The sequence below is a fragment of the Proteus genomosp. 6 genome, assembly GCF_040139785.1.
Classification (GTDB): Bacteria; Pseudomonadota; Gammaproteobacteria; order Enterobacterales; family Enterobacteriaceae; genus Proteus.
In genome coordinates this window covers 157,836-180,442 of sequence record NZ_JBEEVJ010000003.1, presented here as the reverse complement: position 1 = coordinate 180,442, position 22,607 = coordinate 157,836, and the positions used below count along the sequence as shown (strand labels likewise).

18 protein-coding genes and 1 other RNA gene are annotated in these 22,607 nt (G+C 37.4%); 7 read left to right on the top strand and 12 right to left on the bottom strand.

The genetic code is table 11. The features are described from left to right. Positions 1–88 precede the first annotated feature (88 nt). From gcvP to ABN212_RS05120, 7 genes are all read right to left on the bottom strand, one after another. Positions 89–2,965, bottom strand: coding sequence for an aminomethyl-transferring glycine dehydrogenase (gcvP, locus tag ABN212_RS05150; protein WP_198629866.1), 2,877 nt, complete (start codon positions 2,963–2,965; stop codon positions 89–91). A 133-nt stretch (positions 2,966–3,098) separates the two neighbouring features. Continuing rightward, entirely contained in the window at positions 3,099–3,491 is a 393-nt protein-coding gene (gcvH, locus tag ABN212_RS05145) for a glycine cleavage system protein GcvH (RefSeq protein ID WP_100159082.1), read from the bottom strand. A 34-nt stretch (positions 3,492–3,525) separates the two neighbouring features. Next, positions 3,526–4,620: a glycine cleavage system aminomethyltransferase GcvT gene (gene gcvT / locus ABN212_RS05140; protein WP_196570298.1), complete on the bottom strand. Its 1,095-nt coding sequence runs from the start codon at positions 4,618–4,620 to the stop codon at positions 3,526–3,528. A gap of 414 nt (positions 4,621–5,034) precedes the next feature. After that, on the bottom strand, positions 5,035–6,270 hold the full coding sequence (ubiI, locus tag ABN212_RS05135; protein WP_109371080.1) for an FAD-dependent 2-octaprenylphenol hydroxylase: 1,236 nt from the start codon (positions 6,268–6,270) through the stop codon (positions 5,035–5,037). A 69-nt stretch (positions 6,271–6,339) separates the two neighbouring features. Further along, positions 6,340–7,512: a 2-octaprenyl-6-methoxyphenyl hydroxylase gene (ubiH, locus tag ABN212_RS05130; protein ID WP_198620802.1), complete on the bottom strand. Its 1,173-nt coding sequence runs from the start codon at positions 7,510–7,512 to the stop codon at positions 6,340–6,342. A 13-nt stretch (positions 7,513–7,525) separates the two neighbouring features. After that, on the bottom strand, positions 7,526–8,836 hold the full coding sequence (pepP, locus tag ABN212_RS05125; RefSeq protein ID WP_198629867.1) for a Xaa-Pro aminopeptidase: 1,311 nt from the start codon (positions 8,834–8,836) through the stop codon (positions 7,526–7,528). A 51-nt stretch (positions 8,837–8,887) separates the two neighbouring features. After that, positions 8,888–9,466 (bottom strand): YecA family protein, encoded by a 579-nt coding sequence (locus tag ABN212_RS05120; RefSeq protein WP_109371086.1) that lies wholly within the window; start codon positions 9,464–9,466, stop codon positions 8,888–8,890. Between the two features lie 176 nt (positions 9,467–9,642). On the opposite strand from ABN212_RS05120, the gene zapA reads away from it, so the two are divergent. The 6 genes from zapA to ABN212_RS05090 all read left to right on the top strand — a co-directional run bounded on the left by zapA (position 9,643) and on the right by ABN212_RS05090 (position 16,703). Further along, positions 9,643–9,972, top strand: a complete 330-nt coding sequence (gene zapA / locus ABN212_RS05115) for a cell division protein ZapA (protein ID WP_023581530.1) — start codon at positions 9,643–9,645, stop codon at positions 9,970–9,972. 109 nt (positions 9,973–10,081) lie between these two features. Then, positions 10,082–10,265, top strand: a non-coding RNA gene (gene ssrS / locus ABN212_RS05110) — 6S RNA. A gap of 172 nt (positions 10,266–10,437) precedes the next feature. Beyond that, positions 10,438–11,031, top strand: coding sequence for a 5-formyltetrahydrofolate cyclo-ligase (locus ABN212_RS05105; protein WP_198632513.1), 594 nt, complete (start codon positions 10,438–10,440; stop codon positions 11,029–11,031). A gap of 122 nt (positions 11,032–11,153) precedes the next feature. Continuing rightward, positions 11,154–13,211 carry a peptidase domain-containing ABC transporter gene (locus ABN212_RS05100; protein ID WP_349442970.1) on the top strand — a complete coding sequence of 686 codons (2,058 nt, stop codon included), beginning with the start codon at positions 11,154–11,156 and terminating at the stop codon, positions 13,209–13,211. A gap of 2 nt (positions 13,212–13,213) precedes the next feature. Beyond that, entirely contained in the window at positions 13,214–14,575 is a 1,362-nt protein-coding gene (locus ABN212_RS05095) for an HlyD family type I secretion periplasmic adaptor subunit (RefSeq protein WP_198629869.1), read from the top strand. Positions 14,576–14,591: 16 nt separating this feature from the next. Then, positions 14,592–16,703 carry a type I secretion system permease/ATPase gene (locus ABN212_RS05090; protein ID WP_198632515.1) on the top strand — a complete coding sequence of 704 codons (2,112 nt, stop codon included), beginning with the start codon at positions 14,592–14,594 and terminating at the stop codon, positions 16,701–16,703. A 72-nt stretch (positions 16,704–16,775) separates the two neighbouring features. On the opposite strand, the gene serA is transcribed toward ABN212_RS05090, so the two are convergent. Together serA and rpiA are read right to left on the bottom strand one after the other, a co-directional pair. After that, positions 16,776–18,026, bottom strand: a complete 1,251-nt coding sequence (gene serA, locus ABN212_RS05085) for a phosphoglycerate dehydrogenase (protein WP_198632516.1) — start codon at positions 18,024–18,026, stop codon at positions 16,776–16,778. Between the two features lie 272 nt (positions 18,027–18,298). Continuing rightward, the gene (gene rpiA / locus ABN212_RS05080; RefSeq protein ID WP_072063358.1) at positions 18,299–18,955 is read right to left on the bottom strand and encodes a ribose-5-phosphate isomerase RpiA; all 657 of its coding nucleotides are present in this window, start codon (positions 18,953–18,955) and stop codon (positions 18,299–18,301) included. A 160-nt stretch (positions 18,956–19,115) separates the two neighbouring features. On the opposite strand from rpiA, the gene ABN212_RS05075 reads away from it, so the two are divergent. Continuing rightward, positions 19,116–20,015, top strand: a complete 900-nt coding sequence (locus tag ABN212_RS05075; protein ID WP_088494952.1) for a LysR family transcriptional regulator ArgP — start codon at positions 19,116–19,118, stop codon at positions 20,013–20,015. A 72-nt stretch (positions 20,016–20,087) separates the two neighbouring features. Here ABN212_RS05075 and ABN212_RS05070 read toward each other — a convergent pair whose 3' ends face one another. From ABN212_RS05070 to mscS, 3 genes are all read right to left on the bottom strand, one after another. Beyond that, positions 20,088–20,822 carry an oxidative stress defense protein gene (locus ABN212_RS05070; RefSeq protein ID WP_109419752.1) on the bottom strand — a complete coding sequence of 245 codons (735 nt, stop codon included), beginning with the start codon at positions 20,820–20,822 and terminating at the stop codon, positions 20,088–20,090. Positions 20,823–20,906: 84 nt separating this feature from the next. Then, the gene (gene argO, locus ABN212_RS05065; RefSeq protein WP_198620812.1) at positions 20,907–21,530 is read right to left on the bottom strand and encodes an arginine exporter ArgO; all 624 of its coding nucleotides are present in this window, start codon (positions 21,528–21,530) and stop codon (positions 20,907–20,909) included. A 164-nt stretch (positions 21,531–21,694) separates the two neighbouring features. Beyond that, the gene (gene mscS / locus ABN212_RS05060) at positions 21,695–22,555 is read right to left on the bottom strand and encodes a small-conductance mechanosensitive channel MscS (protein WP_109371100.1); all 861 of its coding nucleotides are present in this window, start codon (positions 22,553–22,555) and stop codon (positions 21,695–21,697) included. Between the last annotated feature and the right edge of the window lie 52 nt (positions 22,556–22,607).

Below are 22,607 nucleotides of genomic sequence, written 5' to 3'. Positions count from 1 at the left end.
TATTCAATGCTGAATTTGTTAAATAAAAAATACCGATGGCTAACTTAACCATCGGTATTTAAATTTAAGAATATAGCTAGATTAAAGCTTATTCATAGTCACTAATTGGCGCACATGAACAATGTAAATGGCGGTCGCCATATACATCATCCAGACGTTTAACCGCTGGCCAATACTTGCTTTGTTTCGTTGCTTCACTTGGGAACACCGCACATTCACGACTATAACTATGTGACCACTCTTGCACTAATTCATATTGTGTGTGAGGTGCATTAACTAATGGATTGTCATCAATTGGCCATACACCTTTATCTACTTGTGCAATTTCAGCACGAATAGAAAGCAGAGCTTCAATAAAGCGATCAATTTCAACTTTACTTTCAGACTCTGTTGGCTCAATCATTAATGTGCCCGCAACAGGGAATGACATAGTTGGAGCGTGGAATCCATAGTCAATTAAACGCTTAGCCACATCCATTTCACTGATACCGTAATTCGCTTTTAATGGGCGAATATCGATAATACATTCATGTGCGACATAACCATCAGCGCCAGCATAAAGAATGTCATAATCATTTTTCAAACGTTGTGCGATATAGTTCGCATTTAAGATTGCCACTTGGCTTGCTTGTTTAAGCCCTTGTGCGCCCATCATACGAATATACATCCAACTAATCGGTAGTATTGAAGCGCTACCAAATTGAGCCGCAGAAACAGCACCTTGTGTAGTGACATTTTCCATTTCAACAACAGAATGACCTGGTACAAATGGCGCTAAATGTGATTTCACGCCAATAGGCCCCATTCCTGGACCACCTCCACCATGAGGAATACAGAAGGTTTTATGTAAGTTTAAGTGAGAAACATCAGAACCAATAAAGCCCGGTGTTGTGATCCCCACTTGCGCATTCATATTGGCACCATCAAGATAAACTTGTCCGCCATATTGATGAATGATTTCACAAACTTCACGAATACCTTCTTCATAAACACCATGCGTTGATGGGTATGTCACCATCACACAAGAGAGTTCAGCTTGATGTTTTTCTGCTTTGGCTTTTAAGTCTGCAATATCGATATTGCCGTTATCATCACAACCGACCACCACCACTGTCATGCCAGCCATATGAGCAGAAGCAGGGTTAGTACCGTGTGCTGAACTTGGGATCAAGCAGATATGTCGCGCACCTTCACCACGGCTTTGGTGATAACGACGAATCGCTAATAAGCCCGCATATTCACCTTGCGCACCCGAGTTTGGTTGCATACACATCGCATCATAACCCGTTAATGCAGCAAGCCAATTGGACAGTTGTCCAATCATCACTTGATAGCCTTTCGCTTGATAGGCTGGGCAGAATGGATGTAGCTCTGTAAATTCAGGCCATGTAATAGGGATCATTTCAGCAGCAGCATTAAGTTTCATCGTACATGATCCTAATGGGATCATCGCTTGATTCAATGCTAAGTCTTTATTTTCTAAACGATGCATATAGCGCATCATTTCTGTTTCACTGTGATACTGATGAAAGTTTTCATGTGTCAGCACAGTGTCTTTACGTTGCATAGAAGCAGGAATTGATACTGATGAGGAGGCAACTTGTTTATCAAGTGCATCAATATCACCAGTGAATGCTTTACCACTGATAATTTCAACAAGCTTTAATACATCTTCACGCGTTGTAATTTCGCTTAGTGTTACACCTACAGCACCCACAATATCGGTACGTAAGTTAATTTCGGCATCTTTAGCACGTTGTAATACAGCGGCTTTATCTGCGGTATCAATCGTTAATGTATCAAACCAAGTTTTATGGCGTAATACCATACCGTTTTGTTGTAAACCCGCAGCTAAAATATCCGTTAAACGATGAATACGTTGAGCGATGGTTTTTAACCCCTCTGGCCCATGATAAACCGCATACATAGCCGCGATATTGGCAAGTAAAACTTGGGATGTGCAAATATTCGAGTTCGCTTTTTCACGACGAATATGCTGTTCACGCGTTTGCATCGCCATACGTAATGCACGATTACCCGCAGCATCGCGAGAGACACCAATAATACGACCCGGCATCGCACGTTTATATTCATCACGACAAGCAAAGAATGCCGCATGTGGGCCACCGTAACCCATAGGGACACCAAAACGTTGCGCTGAACCTAATACGATATCAGCACCTTGATGACCTGGCGCAGTGAGAACCACCAGCGCCATTAAATCAGCGGCAACACTGGTAATTATTTTGCGCTCTTTTAGTGCGGCTAATAACTTGCTGTGATCATGAACTTCGCCCGTTGTGCCGACTTGTTGTAATAGCACACCAAAGACACCTTCAAGCTCTAATACTTTTTCAGCTTTATCAACAACAACCTCAAAACCAAAAGTATCTGCACGCGTTCTGACAACATCTAAGGTTTGAGGGTGAATATCATCAGCGACAAAGAAACGATCCGCATTTTTCAATTTGCTTACACGTTTTGCCATTGCCATTGCTTCAGCTGCGGCCGTTGCTTCATCTAGCAACGATGCGGAAGCGAGATCCATTCCCGTGTAATCAATTGTAACCTGTTGGAAATTCAATAGTGATTCTAGACGACCTTGAGAAACTTCTGGCTGATAAGGTGTATAAGCGGTATACCAACCTGGATTTTCTAATAAATTACGTAAAATCACAGGAGGCAATACAGAAGGTGCGTAACCCATTCCAATGTAAGAAGTAAAACGTTTATTTTGGCTGGCGATCGCTTTTAATTCAGCCAAGGCTTCTTGCTCTGTTGCCCCTGCACCCACATTCGGTGGTGTTTCTAATTGAATATTATCTGGAACAATTTTTTGAGTTAATTCATTTAATGAGGAGACGCCAACAGCACTGAGCATCTCTTTAATCTGTTCTGGTGATGAGCCAATATGGCGATGAATAAATTCATCGCGATACTCTAACTGATTTAAAGTCTGTGTCATTGCAAGTAATTTCCTGAATTCACTATGAATGGATAGGTAAATAGCACAAGGCTTAAAGCGCGTTGAGATAGCATTACGATAACAAGCTAACAAATAAAAACGCCCCGACATTGATTTGACGGGGCGCTTCGTTTTACTCTTCGCTATCTACCAGCTCTTGATAACCGGCGGCATCAAGTAAGTCATCTAATTCGCTTTCATTATTTGCTTTAATGCGAAATAACCAACCTTCTCCGTAAGGCGCACTGTTCACCAGTTCTGGAGAACCATCTAACTCTTCATTTACTGCGATAATTTCACCCGATAATGGTGCGTAAATATCTGATGCTGCTTTTACTGATTCCGCTACCGCACAATCATCACCAGCTGCGACTTCTCTACCCACTTCTGGTAGATCAACAAACACCATGTCACCTAATAATTCCTGTGCATGTTCAGTAATACCGATAGTGTATTCACCATTGCCTTCTGAACGGATCCACTCATGAGATTGTGCGTATTTTAATTCACTAGGTATTTGACTCATTGACCTTACTCTCCATTTAAAATAATTGTACGTGTTATACCAATGCTTTACCTGAACGAACAAAACCAGGTTTTACCACTTCTACTGGCATCTCACGATTACGCATTAATACAATTGCGCTATCTTTTATACCTGCTGGAACTCTTGCTAATGCAATACTAAAGCCTAATGTAGGCGAAAAAGTACCACTTGTAATAATACCTTCTCTTAACTCGCCTAAATCATCAGTAAAGTGTACGGCAGTGCCAGCACGCAACACACCTTTCTCTCGCATTACAAGACCAACAAGTTTATCTGTGCCTGTTGCGCGTAATTTTTCTAATGCTTCTCTACCAATAAATTGACGATCTTCTGGTGCCCATGCAATCGTCCATCCCATATTTGCTTCAAGTGGATTAATCGTTTCATCCATCTCTTGGCTATAGAGGTTCATTCCCGCTTCTAGGCGTAATGTGTCTCTTGCACCTAATCCTGCGGGTTTAACTCCCACAGCTAATAATTTTTTCCAAAAATCGACTGCTTGCTCTTTTGGCATTGCGATTTCATAGCCAGCTTCACCGGTATAGCCCGTTGTCGCAATAAACAAGTCTCCAAGCTCTACACCATAGAAAGGCTTCATAGCAGAAACGACTTGGCGTTGCGCTTCGCTTAATAAGCTTTGTACTTTCTCTTGTGCATGAGGACCTTGAACAGCGATTAATGCTAAGTCGTCACGAACAGTGATATCAACCACATAATCTGAAGCATGTTGTTCAATCCACGCGAGATCTTTTTCACGAGTGGCAGAATTCACAACGAGACGATAGAAAGAGTCATCAAAGTAATAGACGATAAGATCATCAATTACACCACCTGATGCATTTAGCATACCGGTATAAAGCGCCTTACCTTTTTCGGTGAGTTTAGCGATATCATTCGCTAATAAATAACGTAGAAAATCTTTAACTTGTGAGCCATGTAAGTCAACAATGGTCATATGAGAAACATCAAACATACCTGCATCACGACGTACAATATGATGTTCATCTATTTGGGAGCCATAATGCAAAGGCATCATCCAACCATGAAAATCGACCATACGAGCACCGCAGGCTACGTGCTCATCATACAACGGAGTCTGTTTTGCCATTCTTCCCTCTTTCTACTTTTACTTTAGATTATTCAGAGAACGTAATTTGTTAAATATAAAATTAAACTTGATTTGAAATCATAGTGTTAATCTCAAACTTAAGTTTATTTTTAAACATTGATTTAACAAATACGAGCAATTAACGTACAACGCAAACGATACCATCCCCTTGAACTTAGCATTGTGAGAAAAAATAAACCATAAGTTAAAATAGGGTATTGTGTCTCTTAATCATAATGTAGACATATGGGTATGCAGAACTAATGATTGCAATTATGCGTATCAGCGCTCATTTTTAGCGAGGAATTACTGAAAAAAGGGAATTAGTGCAAAGAATAGACTGAAAAAATAGATTTTTTTAGTTCTATTTCTTCAGTCAGATATAAATAAAAGTAATGTGAAATAAGAGAGAAATTAGATTTTTTCAACTGAAGTGAAATTTTTATTACTTAACCACTCAGGTAAATCAGAAAGTCCCATTGCTTGCTCAAGTAACTTAGGTTTTACCCCCGGTAAACTATCCGCTAACGAAAGACCGATATCTCGAACCAGTTTTTTAACGGGGTTATTGCCAGCAAAAAGTTCACGAAATCCTTGCATACTTGCCAACATCACCGCGGCTGCATGTTTGCGGCGACGTTCAAATCGTCTCAAATAGAGATATTCACCAAAATCTTTACCTTCAGCTTTTAAGCGGCGAATTTCACCAATTAACTCTGCAACATCCATAAAACCAAGGTTAACACCTTGTCCAGCTAAAGGGTGGATTGTATGAGCAGCATCGCCTAGTAACGCTAAGCGAGGAGCGGCAAATTGGCGAGCATAACGACCTGTTAATGGTATGGTCATGCGATCACTTATTAATTCACATTGACCTAAACGCATATCAAAGGTCACACCCAATGTGCGCTCAAATAAGCTTTTTTCTGCGCTTTTATAACGTTCAGCAAGGTTGCTTGGTAAAGACCAAACAATAGAACAAGTATGAGGATCAGAAAGAGGCAGAAATGCCAAAATACCTTCGCCATGAAAAACTTGGCGCGCAACATTTTCATGAGGTTGTTCGGTACGAATAGTGGCAACTAATGCGTGATGTTCATAGTCCCAAAACGTCAGTGGAATATCAGCATGTTTACGTAGCCATGAATTAGCACCATCAGCGCCCACAACAAGTCTTGCGGTTAACATTTCACCATCATTAAGGGTAATGAAAGCATCGTTTTCCCCCCACACCACACGCTCAATTTGCGTTGATGAATAGAAGGTAATATCACTATGGCTTTCACATTTTTGCCAAAGCACTTCACGAATAAGGTTATTTTCGATAATAGAGCCTAAGTGGCTGAATCCTTCTTTTTGTGCTGAAAACTCAATACGGCCAAAGCTATCTTGATCCCAAACTTCCATACCTTGATAAGGTGCTGTTCGTAATGCTTGCAAATTTTCCCAAACACCTAATTTTTTCAGCAGCATTTCACTGGCTGTATTAATAGCAGATACGCGTAATGAAAAATCATCTTGTGGGTGAAAAAGCGTCGTTACTGGGTGATTTTCTATTATCGCTATACGTAATCCACACCCGTGTAATCCGCTGGCTAATGCAAGCCCAACCATTCCACCACCAGCAATAACAACATCAAATGATTTCATAATAAAAGTATCCTAAAAAGCGACTATATTTAATTCGAATAAAAATTGACCATCAAAGATCAACACGCTCTAGTCTGTCCAGCCAAGTGTTTGATGCGCCAATTTATCTCTCATCATTGGGAGTAATTCCATCGTCATTAGCCCTAAGTTGCGAGAAACAATCAGTGGCACACAACGATTTGCAAACACTTTCACCAACCCATCAGTAATAGAGATTGTTTTTTCTCTATCTTGTTGGCGAAGTTGTTGATATTGAGAGAGTACTCGATAACTACCAATATCAGTATTGGCATTAATCGCTTGGGTGATCGTATTGGCAAGTGCCATAACATCACGTAAACCAAGGTTAAAACCTTGTCCTGCAATAGGATGAAGTGTTTGCGAGGCATTTCCAACTAACGCTAAACGATGACCAATAATTTGATTGGCTTTTTGTAGCGCTAAAGGGTAGCAATTTCGCTTACCAATATGCTCTATCTTTCCTAAACGCCAGCCAAAGTCACGCTGTAAATGCGCGATAGTTGTTTCATCATCCCACTGTGAAACTTCATCCAATTTTTCAATAGGATGACACCATACTAATGAGCTACGCCCTTCACTCATTGGTAACATGGCTAATGGACCAAACTCCGTAAAACGCTCAAAAGCTTTGCCTTGAGGATCAATTTCTGTTTTGACATTAGCGATCACAGCCACTTGATGATAAGGCTCTCGTTGCCATTGAATATGGCACTGGTGACCAATAGGTGAATGAGTACCATCAGCAGCAATCAGTAAATCACCCGATAATTGCGTACCATCATCAAGTGTTACCTCAACAGAATCGATATTACGTTGAACTTGTTCAACTTTAGCAGGGCAATAAAGCGTGATATTAGATTGTTTTTTTAACTTAGCAAAAAGCTGACGCCCAGCATCATGCAATTCAATAACATAACCCAGTGCTAAGATATCATAGTCTTGTGCATGAATATTAACAAAACCACAATGACCTTTATCAGAGACATGAACATGATTAATGGGAGTGACAAAAGGTTTTAATGTTGACCAAAGCCCGATTTGCTCTAACCGTTTCGCTGTTCCATGTGCTAATGCGATCGCTCTTGCATCAAACCCAGGGTGCCCATTGTCAGGCTCTCTTGCTTCAATTAACGAAATTGAAATCTTACCTTTATTTAATGCAGAGAGTGCAAGTGCTAATGTCGCACCTGCCATTCCACCACCCACAATAATCACATTCATGCTGATTTTAGCCTTAAATTTTTCCTGCCATCAGAGCTTCAATTTCATCAGGATCTTTAACGACAGATGCCGTTAAATTCTCATTGCCTGTTTCCGTGATAACAATGTCATCTTCAATGCGAATACCAATGCCACGATACTCTTGTGGCACATCTGCATCTGGTGCAATGTAAAGTCCCGGTTCAATGGTCAGTACCATGCCAGGTTCTAAAATGCGGTCACGCTCCGTGCCATAATGTCCAACATCATGAACATCAAGACCTAGCCAATGGCTTAAGCTATGCATAAAGAAACGCTGATAGGCTTTTGTCTCAATAAGATGCTCGATTTCACCGTGCATAATGCCCAGTTTAACCAGTCCTTCGACCATGATATACACGACATGCTCAGTGACTTCTTTGATACTTGTACCAGGTTTGTACAATTCCAAAGAAACATTGATGGATTTTAAGACTATGTCATAAATTTCACGTTGTTGACGGCTAAATTTACCATTAACAGGGAAAGTACGGGTGATATCACCGGCATAACCTTCATATTCACAGCCTGCATCAATAAGAACTAAATCCCCATCACGCATTTTGGTTTCGTTTTCGGTGTAGTGCAAAATACAACCATTTTCACCACTGCCGACAATACTATTATACGAAGGGAAACGCGCACCATGAGAGGTAAACTCATGTTCAATCTCACCTTGAAGTTGATATTCATACATACCCGGCTGACATTTTTGCATCGCACGCGTATGTGCTAATGCGGTAATTTTTCCAGCTTTACGCAGTAATTCAAGTTCAAAATCAGATTTAAATAGGCGTTGCTCATGAACAATTGGACGCCAATCAATGATAGTTTGTGGTGCTTTTAAGTTACGGCGAGAACCTTTTCTTAAGGTTTCTAATGCACCAAAGACTATCTCATCAGCAAACGCATATTCACCTTGAGCATGATAAACAACATCTAACCCGTTTAATAATTGGTACAGTTGCTCACCAACATCTTCATAAGGTAGCGCCTTATCAACACCTAATTTTTCAGGTGCAGCTTCTTGTCCAAGGCGACGACCAAACCAAATTTCAGCGGTTAAATCTCTAACGCGATTAAAAAGCACACTGTGATTATGTGTTTCATCACTTTTAATCAGCACAAGAATAGCTTCAGGCTCGCTGAAACCAGTTAGATAAAGGAAATCACTATGTTGGCGATAAGGATACTCACTATCGGCATTACGTTGCGCTGGTGGTGCGGCAAAAAAGATAGCTGCACTCGCAGGCTTCATTTGAGCTAATAATGCCTGACGACGGGATAAAAATTCTTGCTTATTCATACCCACTCCTGTCTTTCATTTATCTTTATGGTTATCTAATTAATGATGAAATTAATGTAGTACACGTTGCTCATTTTGTTTGTCATTTCCTTTGTCTTTTGGAGCGACAAAAGTGATATAACAAAGTTGAACGGATACTTTTACATATTCACTGACTTCTTCAAGTGCATCTTCAAGTTCTTCTTGGTTTTCGTCTTCTTCATAACCTAGCGCACCAATATTACGCAAATCAGTAATCACTTCAGTCAATTCTTTATGATCAGACAACTTAGGTTGAGCAACACCCAGACCTAAAAGAAAATGATTAACCCATCCCGCAAGGGCATCGGCTCTTAGAAAAACAGATTCAGATTCGTCAGGCACTAACATAGAGAAGTTGAACACACTGTCATCGAGCTGTTCATAGGTGATGTGATAAAGCTCTTCAAGTGGCTCTGATAACGTTTTAGGAAAAGCTAAACCCTCATTAGTCAAATCGTGTAATAAGGTTTTCCAACTGTTATCGCGCACTGCACCGCAAATAAATCCTGTAATCAAACCATGCATTTCAGCCGCGGTTAAAGGCACTGTATGTTGCTGTAATAATGCATCAATAGTTTGATAATTCGGTAATGTGTTCTGTTTTGACATAAGAATAAACGTCGCATTTAGGGGAATAGTTCAAGATATGCTACCATCAATAGAAGTCGCTGTACCAGTTAAGCCATGTTAATCATTGGAATTTTTGCAGTAATAGCGTTTAATACAGCGTTATAACCGTATACACTACTAAACACGTAGCACAGATTTTATGTCAGGAAGGAATCATGTCCGCACAACCCGTTGATCTTCAAATTTTTGGGCGCTCATTACGTGTCAATTGCCCACCAGAACAAAGAGATGCTTTACTGGCTTCTGCTGCTGAACTGGAACAACGATTACAAGATCTCAAAGAACGCAGTGGTGTTTCCAACACAGAGCACTTAATTTTTATCGTGGCATTAAATATGAGTCATGAGTTGGCAGAAGAAAAGTTAAAAACCAGAGACTATGCCTACAACATGGAAGAGAAGATAAAAATGCTACAACAATCCATTGAACAAGCTTTACACGATCAAGGCAAGCATCATGATCGCACTTTTTCAACTGCGAAGTAGATTTGTTCAGAAAGCACGCGTACACCACGAAATTCACAGATAATAGGTTGCTTTCTACAATTAAAATAATACAATAGTTCATAGATAAGGTGCTTAACGCACCCACCAAATTTCTCTGAGATGTTTGCCAGCGGGCCAGTCCCCTGAGCCGATATTCGAAACACATAGAACGTGGTGATCTGTTGCTTGTGAGCATACCCGATTCGTTCAGGCAGCCTAATGGCAGCAACACTATGTTCACCTTGGACCATGGGTTCAAGGGTTACAGCTTGCGGCGGCATCTTGGAGACCTCCATTTAAGTTCTAAACACTGAGTATTTTATAAATGCTTAATGTTTAGAACTTTTTTTATACCCTTTTCCCTTACCCAATCTTGGCTTTTCTCTTTTTTACCTCTAAAGTGTAATAAATTGATGTTAATGATACTTCATCATTAACACTAACGACTTACTGATGGGTTGATGAATGATAGAAGCCTCACTTTTTCAGCAAAGAGATGAAATACGCAAGTCTATCCGCCAAAAGAGACGTTTACTCACTCAAGAGCAACAGCAGGACGCTGCGCTAAAACTATGCGAGCAAGTTCTTACTCACCCTAAAATCAAACAAGCGCAGACGATTGCACTGTTTCTTTCTTTTGATGGTGAAATTGATACATCACCTTTGATCTCCCAGCTATGGGCATTAAATAAACAAGTTTGCTTACCTGTATTGCATCCCTTTCATCGCCATCACCTCCTTTTTTTACGCTACACACCTTCTACTACATTAGTAAAAAATCGCTTTAATATTTCAGAGCCGCCTTTAAATGTGAATGCGGTGATCCCTCTTTCTAATATCGATATTATTTTTACCCCACTTGTCGCATTTGATGAACAAGGTCAACGATTAGGTATGGGGGGGGGTTTTTACGATAGAACACTAGAAAACTGGCAACAAAAATCATTTTACCCAATGGGATTAGCGCATACTTGCCAACAAGTTGCTCACCTTCCTAGTGCGAATTGGGATGTACCATTACCTGAAATTATTACACCAGAAAAGATCTGGCATTTTTAGTTTTTTATTAGTGCTAGATTAAAATTAATGATTATCATCTGTGTTTTTTTATATTTTTGATAAAAAAAATAATATTAAATACCTTTTTATATTTTCAGCTATACAAAAGGTATTTTATTGTCATGGATAATAAAACAAAAAGTCACATAATAAAAAGCATTAGTATTATTATCAATCTAACTAAAAAGAGAAAAATAGAAATAAAAAAAGATTCTACTATAAACGCATTAGAAACTGAATATCAATTTAAACTAAAAAAAACAAAAAAATCATTTATTTTAAAAAAAATAGAACATCACATTATTTTTTTAGATAATAAAAACAATACATTTATATTATTAAAAAAAAATAAAAATACATATCTTATTTATAATATACAAACAGATAAAACAGAAAACCTAAGTCAAAGCCAATTCAATTCATTAAACATCTCACAATGCTATTATCTCTGTTTTAAAGAAAATCCATTTTTTAGTCTCTCATGTTTTTTTACAGTAATAAAGAAATACAAACTTATCTTTATAAACATTTTATTTTACTCACTCATTCTCCAATTATTAATGCTCACATCGCCTTTTATAATACAAATTATTATGGATAAAGTGATTATCCATCAGGCTCTATCAACACTAGATGTTTTAATTATTGGATTGATTTTTATTGCTATTCTAGAAGGAACACTAAAAGGAATTCGAGAATATACTTATCAGCATACAGCAAATAAAATTGATATAACGTTAAGTCTAAAACTCGCCCAACATTTATTTAGACTTCCTATCGGCTATTTTAAATCACGTCAAACAGGTGCCATTGTGGCTCGAATAAAAGAATTAGATATTATTCGAGAATTTATAACAAAAACGCTGTTGCTGTTATTTGTTGATTCTTCTTTTATTTTTTTATTTATATTTGCAATGGCAATATTATCGCTAAAGCTAACATTAATATTTATTTCGACAATTCCTCTTTATCTTATTTTAGCTAAATTAATTGCCCCAAAAATAGAATTTGCAGTTCAGCATCTTTATCAAAAAGTTGCAGTCAATACAGCCTTTCTTACTGAAAGCTTAGGTGGTATTGAGACAATTAAAAGCCTTTCTCTTGAACCAAGGTTTACACAACAATGGTATACACAAATTCATAAACTAACAGGTGAAAACGAAAAACTTCAAAATATTGATAATTTATCTCGCTTTATTGTGTCATTCATAAATAAAACAACAGTTGCACTACTCTTATGGGTAGGGGCTTGTGAAGTTATTTCGCTCTCAATGACAATAGGTCAGCTTATTGCTTTTACGATGCTACTTGGCTATTGCTTACAACCTTTAGCGACAGCTATTGATGTTTGGGGAAAATATATCAAAACAAAAACAGCAATCTACAACTTACAAGATATACTTAACCTTCCTAAAGAACAAAATAGTTCAATATTAGAAACAAATATTAAGGGGGAAATTACCTTTGATAATGTCAGTTTTCATTATCAAAATCATACGCCTGCTATTTTAAATAATATTTCATTACATATAAAAAGACATGAAATTATTGGTGTTGTTGGAACATCAGGATCAGGAAAAAGTACTTTAGCACGCATGATCTCAGGTCTTTATATTCCACAATCAGGTCATGTCGCACTTGATAATATTCCTCTTTCACAACTTAATTTAAATAGAGTACGCCAGCAAATAGGTATTATTCTACAACAAAATTTTTTATTTAATCTCAGTGTGTTTGATAATATCCGACTCACTCGACAAAATGCCTCTTTAGAAGACGTTATTTACGTAGCAAAACTAACGGGCGCTCATGAATTTATTTTAAAACTACCATTAGGTTATGACACTATTATTGCAGAGGGAGGACAATCCTTATCAGGAGGACAACGCCAACGTATTGCGATTGCAAGAGCCTTATTATCTTCGCCTAAAATTTTAATCTTTGATGAAGCCACCAGCGCATTAGATGATGAATCTCAGGCTATTATCCAAGAGCACCTTCCTCTTATTGCAAAAGAGAGAACCGTTATCATTATTGCTCATCGACTTTCAACGGTGAGAACTTGCCATCGTATTATTGTGTTGGAAAAAGGCAACCTTATTGAAGAAGGAACACATAAGGAATTAATTGCAAAAAATAGCCACTACAAAAAACTTTGGCAACGTCAACAAGGATGTTGAGTATGAACCTAAATATAAAATCTGCACTTTCTAAAGTATTTCAGCGTAAGAGAAAGAATATTAATTATGATTTCTACCCTAATCATATTGCACTTATTGAAAAACCTTTAACGCCATATAGTCGTTATATTGCGTCAATTATTTCATTCAGTGTTATCGCTTTTCTTATGTGGGCTTATTTAGGTAAATTAAATGTGCAATCATCTGCAACAGGTAAACTTATTGTTGCAGGGCATTCTCAAGTTATTCAAATTTATGAGCATAGCCGCCTTGCTGTCCTTCATGTAAAAGAGGGACAAAAAGTAAATCAAGGTGATGCATTATTAACACTCGATATACTGGGTGTTGATGAGGAAGTTAAGGGAATACAGAAAAAAATAGATAGTCTGCTGTTACTTAAACTTCGTTATCAAGCATTAAGCCAAGAAACATCTCCACAAAAACTTTATCATTTTAATAAATTAGATGAAAAAACAAAAAAATCTATTCTTATCAGTTACCAAAAAGAAAAAGATGAATTTGAAAGTAATATAAATTTAATTGATGCCGAAATCGAGGTGAATAATAAAAATCAAACCATGATCCATAATGAACTATTATCATTAAATATATTAAAAGAAAATATTAAACAACGTTTTATTCTTAAGGAAAAGCTCTTTATAAAAAAAATAATTAGCCAAATGGAATATTTAGAAAATGAAAAAGAATTATTAGAAATAAACCGAGTCATTACAATTAAGAATGCTGAATATCAACTTATTAAGAGTCAAGAGAAAAAACTAAATGAAAATTTAGATCAGTTAGAGAAACAGAAAAAATTAGAATGGCATGATAAATATAAACAGTATGAAAGTGAACTATTAATTTATAGCCAAAATCTTAATCATGCCCAAAAACGACAACAGCTAAAAATCGTCCGTTCTCCCGTTACAGGTACTGTACAACAAATCACAAATTACACACTTGGCAGTATCTTACAGCCATCACAACAAGTGATGACGATAATTCCTGATAATCAGCACAATATAGCAGAAGTTAATATTCTCAATAAAGATATTGGTTTTATTCATGTAGGGCAAAAAGCAATGATAAAAATAGATGCTTTTCCTTACACTCGTTATGGCACCTTAGAAGGAAATATAACCAATATCGCCAGAGATTCCGTTCAACATGAGCAGCTAGGTTTAGTTTATCCCGCAAAAATTGAACTAAATACGCAAATGATAGAAAGCAATAATCAACAATATAACCTTGCTCCTGGGATGTCTTTAGTCGCTGAAATTATTATCGATAGACGTCGTGTTATTGACTATTTCTTAAGCCCAATAGAAGTTTACCGTCATAACGCACTAACAGAAAAATAATAAGGTGCTTAATATCATGAACAATATTAATTTAGAGAAAGAAAAAAAATATCACTCATCAATTATTGATGGACTAATTTATTTTTCAAAAACACAAAGTGGAAAGATAAAAAAAGAGCAAGTTATTCATTTCCTGGGTAAAGAAGATCATCTTAATAAGTGGGATATTCTTGAAGCCATTCAACTTTTGGAATTAAAAGGTGATTTCTGCTTATTCGATTATAATGAGCATCTTATTATCGATACCCTTATAGAAATAAATGATTCTTGGTATATTTTAAAAAAAACAAAAGAAAAAACATTAATTATTATAAATCCTACAAATAATATAAAAACCGAACATGTCATTGATAAAGAAAAAAAGCTTAATACATTACAACTTATTGCTAAAGAGCCCTCTTCATCATTATCAAAATTTAATCTAAATTGGTTTATTCCTTCTATACTAAAGCAGAAAAAATCATTATTCCTGTTTTTTATTTTATCTTGTTGCATTCAACTCTTTGCTTTAGTGAATCCCATTATTTTTGAAAAATTTATCGATACCGTTTTAACGGGGAGAAATTTATCTAATTTACATCTATTTGGCTGTCTATTCGTCTTAATTGCTATCACGGAACCCATATATCTTTTTTTGCGAGATAAGTTATATGCATTTATATCTTGTCAATTAAGTGCTGAATTTTCAGGAAAAGCGTATCAACATCTCATCCGCTTACCGAGTCATTTTTTTACTCAACGCCCATCTGGACAAATCATTGCTCGTATACAAGAGCTTTCACATATCAGACAATTTATTACTGGTTCAGCATTGATGATGGTCCTTGATCTTATTTTTATTGCTGTGTTTATCTTTGTGATGTTTATTTATTCATCAACCTTAACGTGGATAACATTAAGTTCTTTAGTTCTTTATTTTATATTTTGGCTTATTCTAGGACCTATCATTCGTTATTGGGTAAAGCAAGAATATCAAACCAACGCAGATAATATTAGTCTACTGACAGAAGCGATAAATGGCATAGAAACCATTAAAGTGACGGCGACAGCAAGTCATTTTATAGAAAAGTGGCAATACAAGTTGACCGATCACATTAATAAACGTTTTTCAGGTGCTAAAAAAGCGTTATTCGCTCAGCAATTTATTTTTATTATTCATAAGATCACTACTGCAATTATTTTATGGCAAGGCGTCAATTTCATTATTAATGCACAAATGACCGTAGGTGAACTTATCGCGTTTAATTTATTTGCCGCCCATATTACACAACCTATTTTACGTTTAGCGCAATGTTGGCAAGATTTTCAACAAACATCCATTTCTTTGCGCCGTATTGGTGATATTTTAAGTAATCCCACAGAACACCAATACCAAGGATTAGCTACCGTTCCTAAAATAACAGGGAGCATTACTTTTTCAAATGTCTATTTTCGTTACACAGACAAGACACCTGATGTTATTGAGTCACTTTCTTTATCTATTCCAGCAGGGAAATTTATTGGTATTACAGGGCGTTCTGGCTCAGGAAAAAGTACTCTTACTCGCTTAATTCAACGTTTCTATACGCCCCAACAAGGAAAAATTTATATTGATGGCATGGATTTAGCTATCGCTGATCCTTTATCTCTACGCCAAAGCATGAGTATCGTTTTACAAGAGAGCTTTTTATTTAGTGGCTCTATTTTTGAAAATATTCGTTTATCAAAACCGAATGCGAGTGAAGAAGAAATAACAGAAGCGGCTCGACTTGCTGGCGCTTTAGATTTTATTAATCAACTTCCTTTAGGATTTAATACACAAGTAGGAGAAAGAGGTTCTAATTTATCAGGCGGGCAACGCCAGCGTATTGCACTTGCTAGAGCCTTATTAACTAATCCACGTATTCTTATTTTAGATGAAGCAACATCTGCATTAGACTATGAGTCTGAAGCACAAATTTTAGCGAATTTACCTCAGATTTGTAAAAACAGAACCGTAATTAGTATTGCGCACCGTCTTAATACATTAGCGCATTCAGATTATATTTATGTAATAGATAAAGGGCAGGTATTAGAAGAAGGCTCTCACTCTCATTTATTAGAAAACCAAGCACTCTATTACCAATTATGGCAGCAACAAATTCAATAAATAAAGATTAAAAGATACAAAAAAGGCTCGATATTTCGAGCCTTCAATATATTACGAATAATTTATTAATAATTAGTAAAGCATACGAGCGCGGATTGTTCCCGGTAATGCTTTGAGTTTTTGTAACACTAACTCAGCTTGAGCTTTCGTTTGTGTTGTAATATCGATCACAACATAACCTACGTTACCTGACGTACGTAAATATTGCGCGGCTACGTTGATATTTTCTTCAGTAAACACTTTATTGATGCTATTCATCATACCTGGGCGGTTTTCATGAATATGCAGTAAACGGTTTACATCGTCGCCGTGGCTTGGCAGTGATACTTCTGGGAAATTAACAGCAGATAATGTAGAGCCGTTATCTGAATATTTCGCTAATTTACCCGCAACTTCATAGCCAATGTTTTCTTGCGCTTCTTGAGTTGAACCACCGATATGTGGTGTTAATATCACATTGTCGAACTTGATAAGTTCAGAAACAAACGGATCGTTAGGATCGTTATTTGCACTCGGCTCTGATGGGAATACGTCAACCGCAGCACCAGATAAATGTTTTGATTCTAACGCTTGAGCCAATGCAGGAATATCAACCACCGTACCACGAGAAGCGTTGACAAGAATTGCTCCCGGCTTCATACGCTGAATTTCTTCATGTCCAATCATATTCTTGGTTGATGGTGTTTCTGGCACATGTAAGCTGACAATGTCACACATATTCAACAGTTCAGAGAGATGACGAATTTGCGTTGCATTACCTAATGGCAGTTTGTTTTCAATATCATAGAAATAGACATCTAAACCCACACTTTCGGCTAAAATACCTAATTGTGTGCCAATGTGACCATAACCAATAATACCCAGTTTTTTACCTCGTGCTTCAAAACAGCCTTTGGCTTGTTTATCCCAAACACCACGATGAGCTTTCGCATTGGCTTCAGGAATACGACGCAGTAATAACAGTAATTCGCCAAGCACCATCTCAGCCACGGAACGGGTGTTTGAGAAAGGTGCGTTGAAAACAGGAATACCACGACGGGCAGCAGCCTCTAAATCAACCTGATTGGTACCAATACAAAAGCATCCCACTGCAACTAATTTTTCAGCCGCAGCAAAAATCTCTTCTGTTAAATGAGTGCGGGAACGAAGACCAACAAAACGTGCATCACGGATAGCTTCTTTTAATTCTTCGTCCGATAATGCGCCTTTGTGATATTCAATATTGGTATAACCCGCAGCTCTTAAATTTTCTACTGCACTTTGGTGCACACCTTCGAGGAGTAGAAACTTTATTTTTTCTTTTTCCAAAGATACTTTGACCATTTACCCTGCCCTATCGTTATTACATTTAATGAAAAACAAAATCCTGTCTCAACAACATAACAAAAATAGATTTTGTGGCAATACAACCGATTGCTGTGATGACAGAATAAGCGGTAAAGAAAGCGATTTTCTACCGAGTAAAATGATTTTGACTTTGAAAATGGCAGGATTTTAAAGAGAGATATAACTGTCGTGTGATATATATCACTGAATTTGCAGTTTCTAAAATAATTTAAAAAATAGGTAGCCATCGCTACCTATCTTAAAAAGAATTACTTAATGGTTTTCACACCTTCAGAGGTACCCATTAAAACAACATTCGCACCACGGTTAGCAAATAATCCTACGGTTACAACACCTGGAATACTGTTAATTTTGTTTTCCAGTTCAATAGGATTAAGAATAGTTAAGTTATGAACGTCTAAAATAACGTTACCGTTATCCGTTACCACATTTTCACGATATTCAGGTAAACCACCCAGTTTGACCAATTCACGAGCAACATAAGAGCGCGCCATTGGAATGACTTCTACTGGTAGTGGGAATTTACCTAATACGTCAACTTGTTTAGATTCATCAACAATACAGATAAATGTTTTCGCTACACCTGCGATAATTTTTTCACGGGTTAATGCTGCTCCGCCGCCTTTGATCATTTGCATGTGATGGTTAATTTCATCAGCACCATCAACATAAATGTCTAAAGAGTCAACTTCATTACAATCAAAAACAGGAATGCCGTAACTTTTTAATTTTGCAGTTGATGCTTCTGAACTTGAAACTGTGCCTTCGATTTGACCTTTCATTGTTGCTAATGCATCAATAAAGTGAGAAGCCGTAGAGCCAGTACCGACACCCACAATCGTGCCTGGTTTTACATATTCAAGCGCCGCCCAACCTACTGCTTTTTTCAATTCATCCTGAGTCATTTAAAAAACCTTATTTATCACGTTAATGGACTAAGAATAGCATATTGCATTCAAAACTAGCACGAGACACATCAAAAACTGAGAAGCAACATTTTAACTCATTACAACGAAAAATATGGCATAGTAAGCAATAGAATATAAAATCGAAGAGAGTCTGTTAATGAAACGCCCTGATTATCGAGCATTACAAGCCCTTGATGCCGTCATTCGAGAACGTGGCTTTGAAAGAGCCGCGCAAAAGTTATGTATTACACAATCTGCCGTTTCACAGCGTATCAAACAATTAGAAAACTTATTCGGGCAACCGCTATTAGTCAGAACTGTTCCACCTCAACCCACTGAGCAAGGACAAAAATTATTAGCGCTATTGCATCAAGTAGAATTACTTGAAGAACAATGGTTAGGTGATGAAAATAGCGGTTCTACGCCTCTTTTACTCTCTTTGGCGGTGAATGCTGACAGTTTAGCAACATGGTTATTGCCTGCTTTACATCCCGTCTTAACGCAACTGCCTATTCGTCTCAATATTCAAGTAGAAGATGAAACTCGTACTCAAGAACGATTAAGACGGGGCGAAGTGGTTGGTGCAATCAGTATTCAGCCACAAGCACTACCTAGTTGCCTTGTCGATCAATTAGGCGCTCTCGATTACCTATTCGTTGCTTCTCCTGACTTTGCTCAACGCTACTTTTCCAATGGCGTAACAAAATCTTCGTTATTAAAAGCGCCAGCAGTCGCATTTGACCATCTTGATGATATGCATCAGGCATTTTTACAACAAAATTTCGGCTTATCACCTGGTAGTGTGCCGTGTCATATCGTGAACTCATCTGAAGCCTTTGTGCAATTAGCTAAACAAGGTTCAACCTGTTGTATGATCCCTCATCTGCAAATTGCTAATGAACTAAAAAGCGGAGAGTTGGTTGATTTAACTCCAGGGCTTTGCCAGCGACGTATGCTTTATTGGCACCGATTTGCGCCAGAAAGTAGAACTATGAGAAAAGTGACAGACGCACTCATTGATTTTGGCCGTAAAGTTTTAAAACAGGATGAAGAGTAATACGCTATTTCATCTTATTAACACAATAAATAGGCTTCATATTGAAGCCTATTTATTTTTATCACCACATGATTATTTAGTGCGTTTTAATTCAAAAACCACATCAACATAATCTTTAAACTCGATGCTTTGCTGTTCATAGGTTTCTTGCACAGCAGCAGGTGCTTGTGCTTTTAATGCCATTGCATCCATACGCACTTGTGCGATTGGATAAGGTGTGGCTTCTGGCGCACGATAGCTCACGCTATAAACAGCACCTAAATCTGCACCGAAACCTTTTGCTACTGACGTTGCTTGATCAATTGCATTTTTAATCGCAACTTCTCGTGCTTTTGTTTTGTATTGTTCTGGATTATTGACACCAAATTCAACGTTATTAATCTCATTTAAACCAGCTGCTAATGCGCCATCAAGCAACGTATTAAGCTGTTCTAATTTCTTAATTTTAACATTAACAGTACGTGTTGCGGTATAACCATTAATCACTGAACGCTCTGCTTTTTTATCGTACTCATAATTTGGTTGAGTACGGATATTAGCAGCATCAATATCTTCTTTAACAACACCATTTTCTTTTAAGAAGGCAAAATATTTTGCAACACGCTCATCAACTTGTTTCTTAGCCTGAGCTGCATCTTTTGCTCTTTCGTTAACCTGAATATTTAATGTTGCCATATCAGGAGCGGCTTTAATTGTCGCATTACCCGATGTTGTGATATGAGGCCCTTCTGGCTCAGACGCCGCTAATGCAAAAGAAGGTAATCCCAGCGTAAACACGGATGCTAATACAATTGCTTTTAATTTCACAAAAACCCCCGACATAATAAAATTTAAGACCATCTTTTATGGCTAAGAAGAACCTTAGCATATCTGATGTAAAGTTCTTTAAGATTAAAAGAGTGTTTTCCATCCTTGTGCAGCTAATTGAATAGCAATAAACCACATTATACATCCTACAAACAGATTAATAATACGTTGAGCGCGCGCTTTGCTTAATATTGGAGAAAACCAAGCTGCTAAGAGCGATAACGCAAAAAACCAGCTTATAGAGGCAAATACCGCACCAAATGTAAACCAAGGACGAAGTTCTGACGTTAATTGCCCGCCAATACTACCTATCACAACAAAAGTATCTAAATAAACATGAGGATTAAGCCATGTTACGGCAACTAATGTTACGATCACACGCCAACGGCTTTTTACCTGATTTTCGCTTTGTGACAATTCAATATCTTTTGAAAAAGCAGTTTTAAATGCATTCCAGCCATACCATAATAAGAACGCGACTCCACCCCAAGTGATCAGTAATAAAAGTATTTCTGATTGGCTAAGTAGGGCACTTCCACCAAAGACACCTGCCGAGATCAAAATAACATCACTTAAAGCGCATAAAAATGCACTCATCAAATGAAACTGTTTTTTACTTCCTTGTTGTAAAACAAAGGCATTCTGAGCCCCTATTGGTAAAATCATTGCTGCACTTAATAAGAACCCCTGAAAAAAAGTTGTGAACATGCAAAATATCCTAATAATTATTCGTTTAATATTGGATGAATAATAGAGGGGTTTTGATATTAGAGGAAATGAATCATTCTTATTGATAATAAGAAAAACTAATGGCAATAAATACAAAAAAGCCACGTTATTAACGTGGCTCTAAATCATCTATTTTAGTGTGACTATTCTGCTTTAGTCGTCGCACTTTGTATTTGATGCATATAGACATCCATTTGTGGGAATGGAATACCAATTTTATTCGCATCCAATGTGCGTTTAAAGTCTTCCATTAAGTCCCAATAGACAGGCCACGCATCATCATTTTTTGTCCACACTCGTACCACAAAATTTAATGAAGACGGTGCCATTTCATGTAAACGGATAGTCACGCCTTTATCATGTTGAATACGTTTGTCTTTAGCAACGACATCACCTAATACTTTTTTTACCGTATCAATGTCAGCATCATACGCTACACCAACAATGATTTGAGTACGGCGATCAGGCTCTCGCGTTAAGTTAATCACTTCGCTACTGATTATCTTACTATTTGGGATAACAATAATTCTGTCATCGGCTGAGCGCAAAGTCGTTGAGAAAATTTGGACATCTCTAACGGTACCTTCCACAGCCCCTATAATCACATATTCGCCTGCACGAATTGGGCGGAAAATAACAATAAGCACACCAGCAGCAAAGTTTGAAAGTGAGCCTTGTAAAGCTAAACCAACCGCTAAACCAGCCGCACCTAATACAGCAATAACAGAAGCCGTTTGTACACCTAATCGGCCTAATACTGCAATTAAAGTGAAAGCGACAACAGTGTAACGCACTAAAACAGATAAGAATGTCACGACAGTAGCATCGATATGACGTAACGTTAAAACTCTAGCAACACCTTTTCCAATCATTTTTGCCACAAATAAACCTATAAATAGGATCAAAAATGCGGCAACAATATTGACTGCATACTGAATAAAGAGATCTTGATTGGCGACAAACCAACCTGTTGCTTCATCTAAACTAGCAGGTAATTCATTCATTAGACCACCTTTTAAACTTAAAAACGTAATAAAAAGAAGAGTAATTCAATAG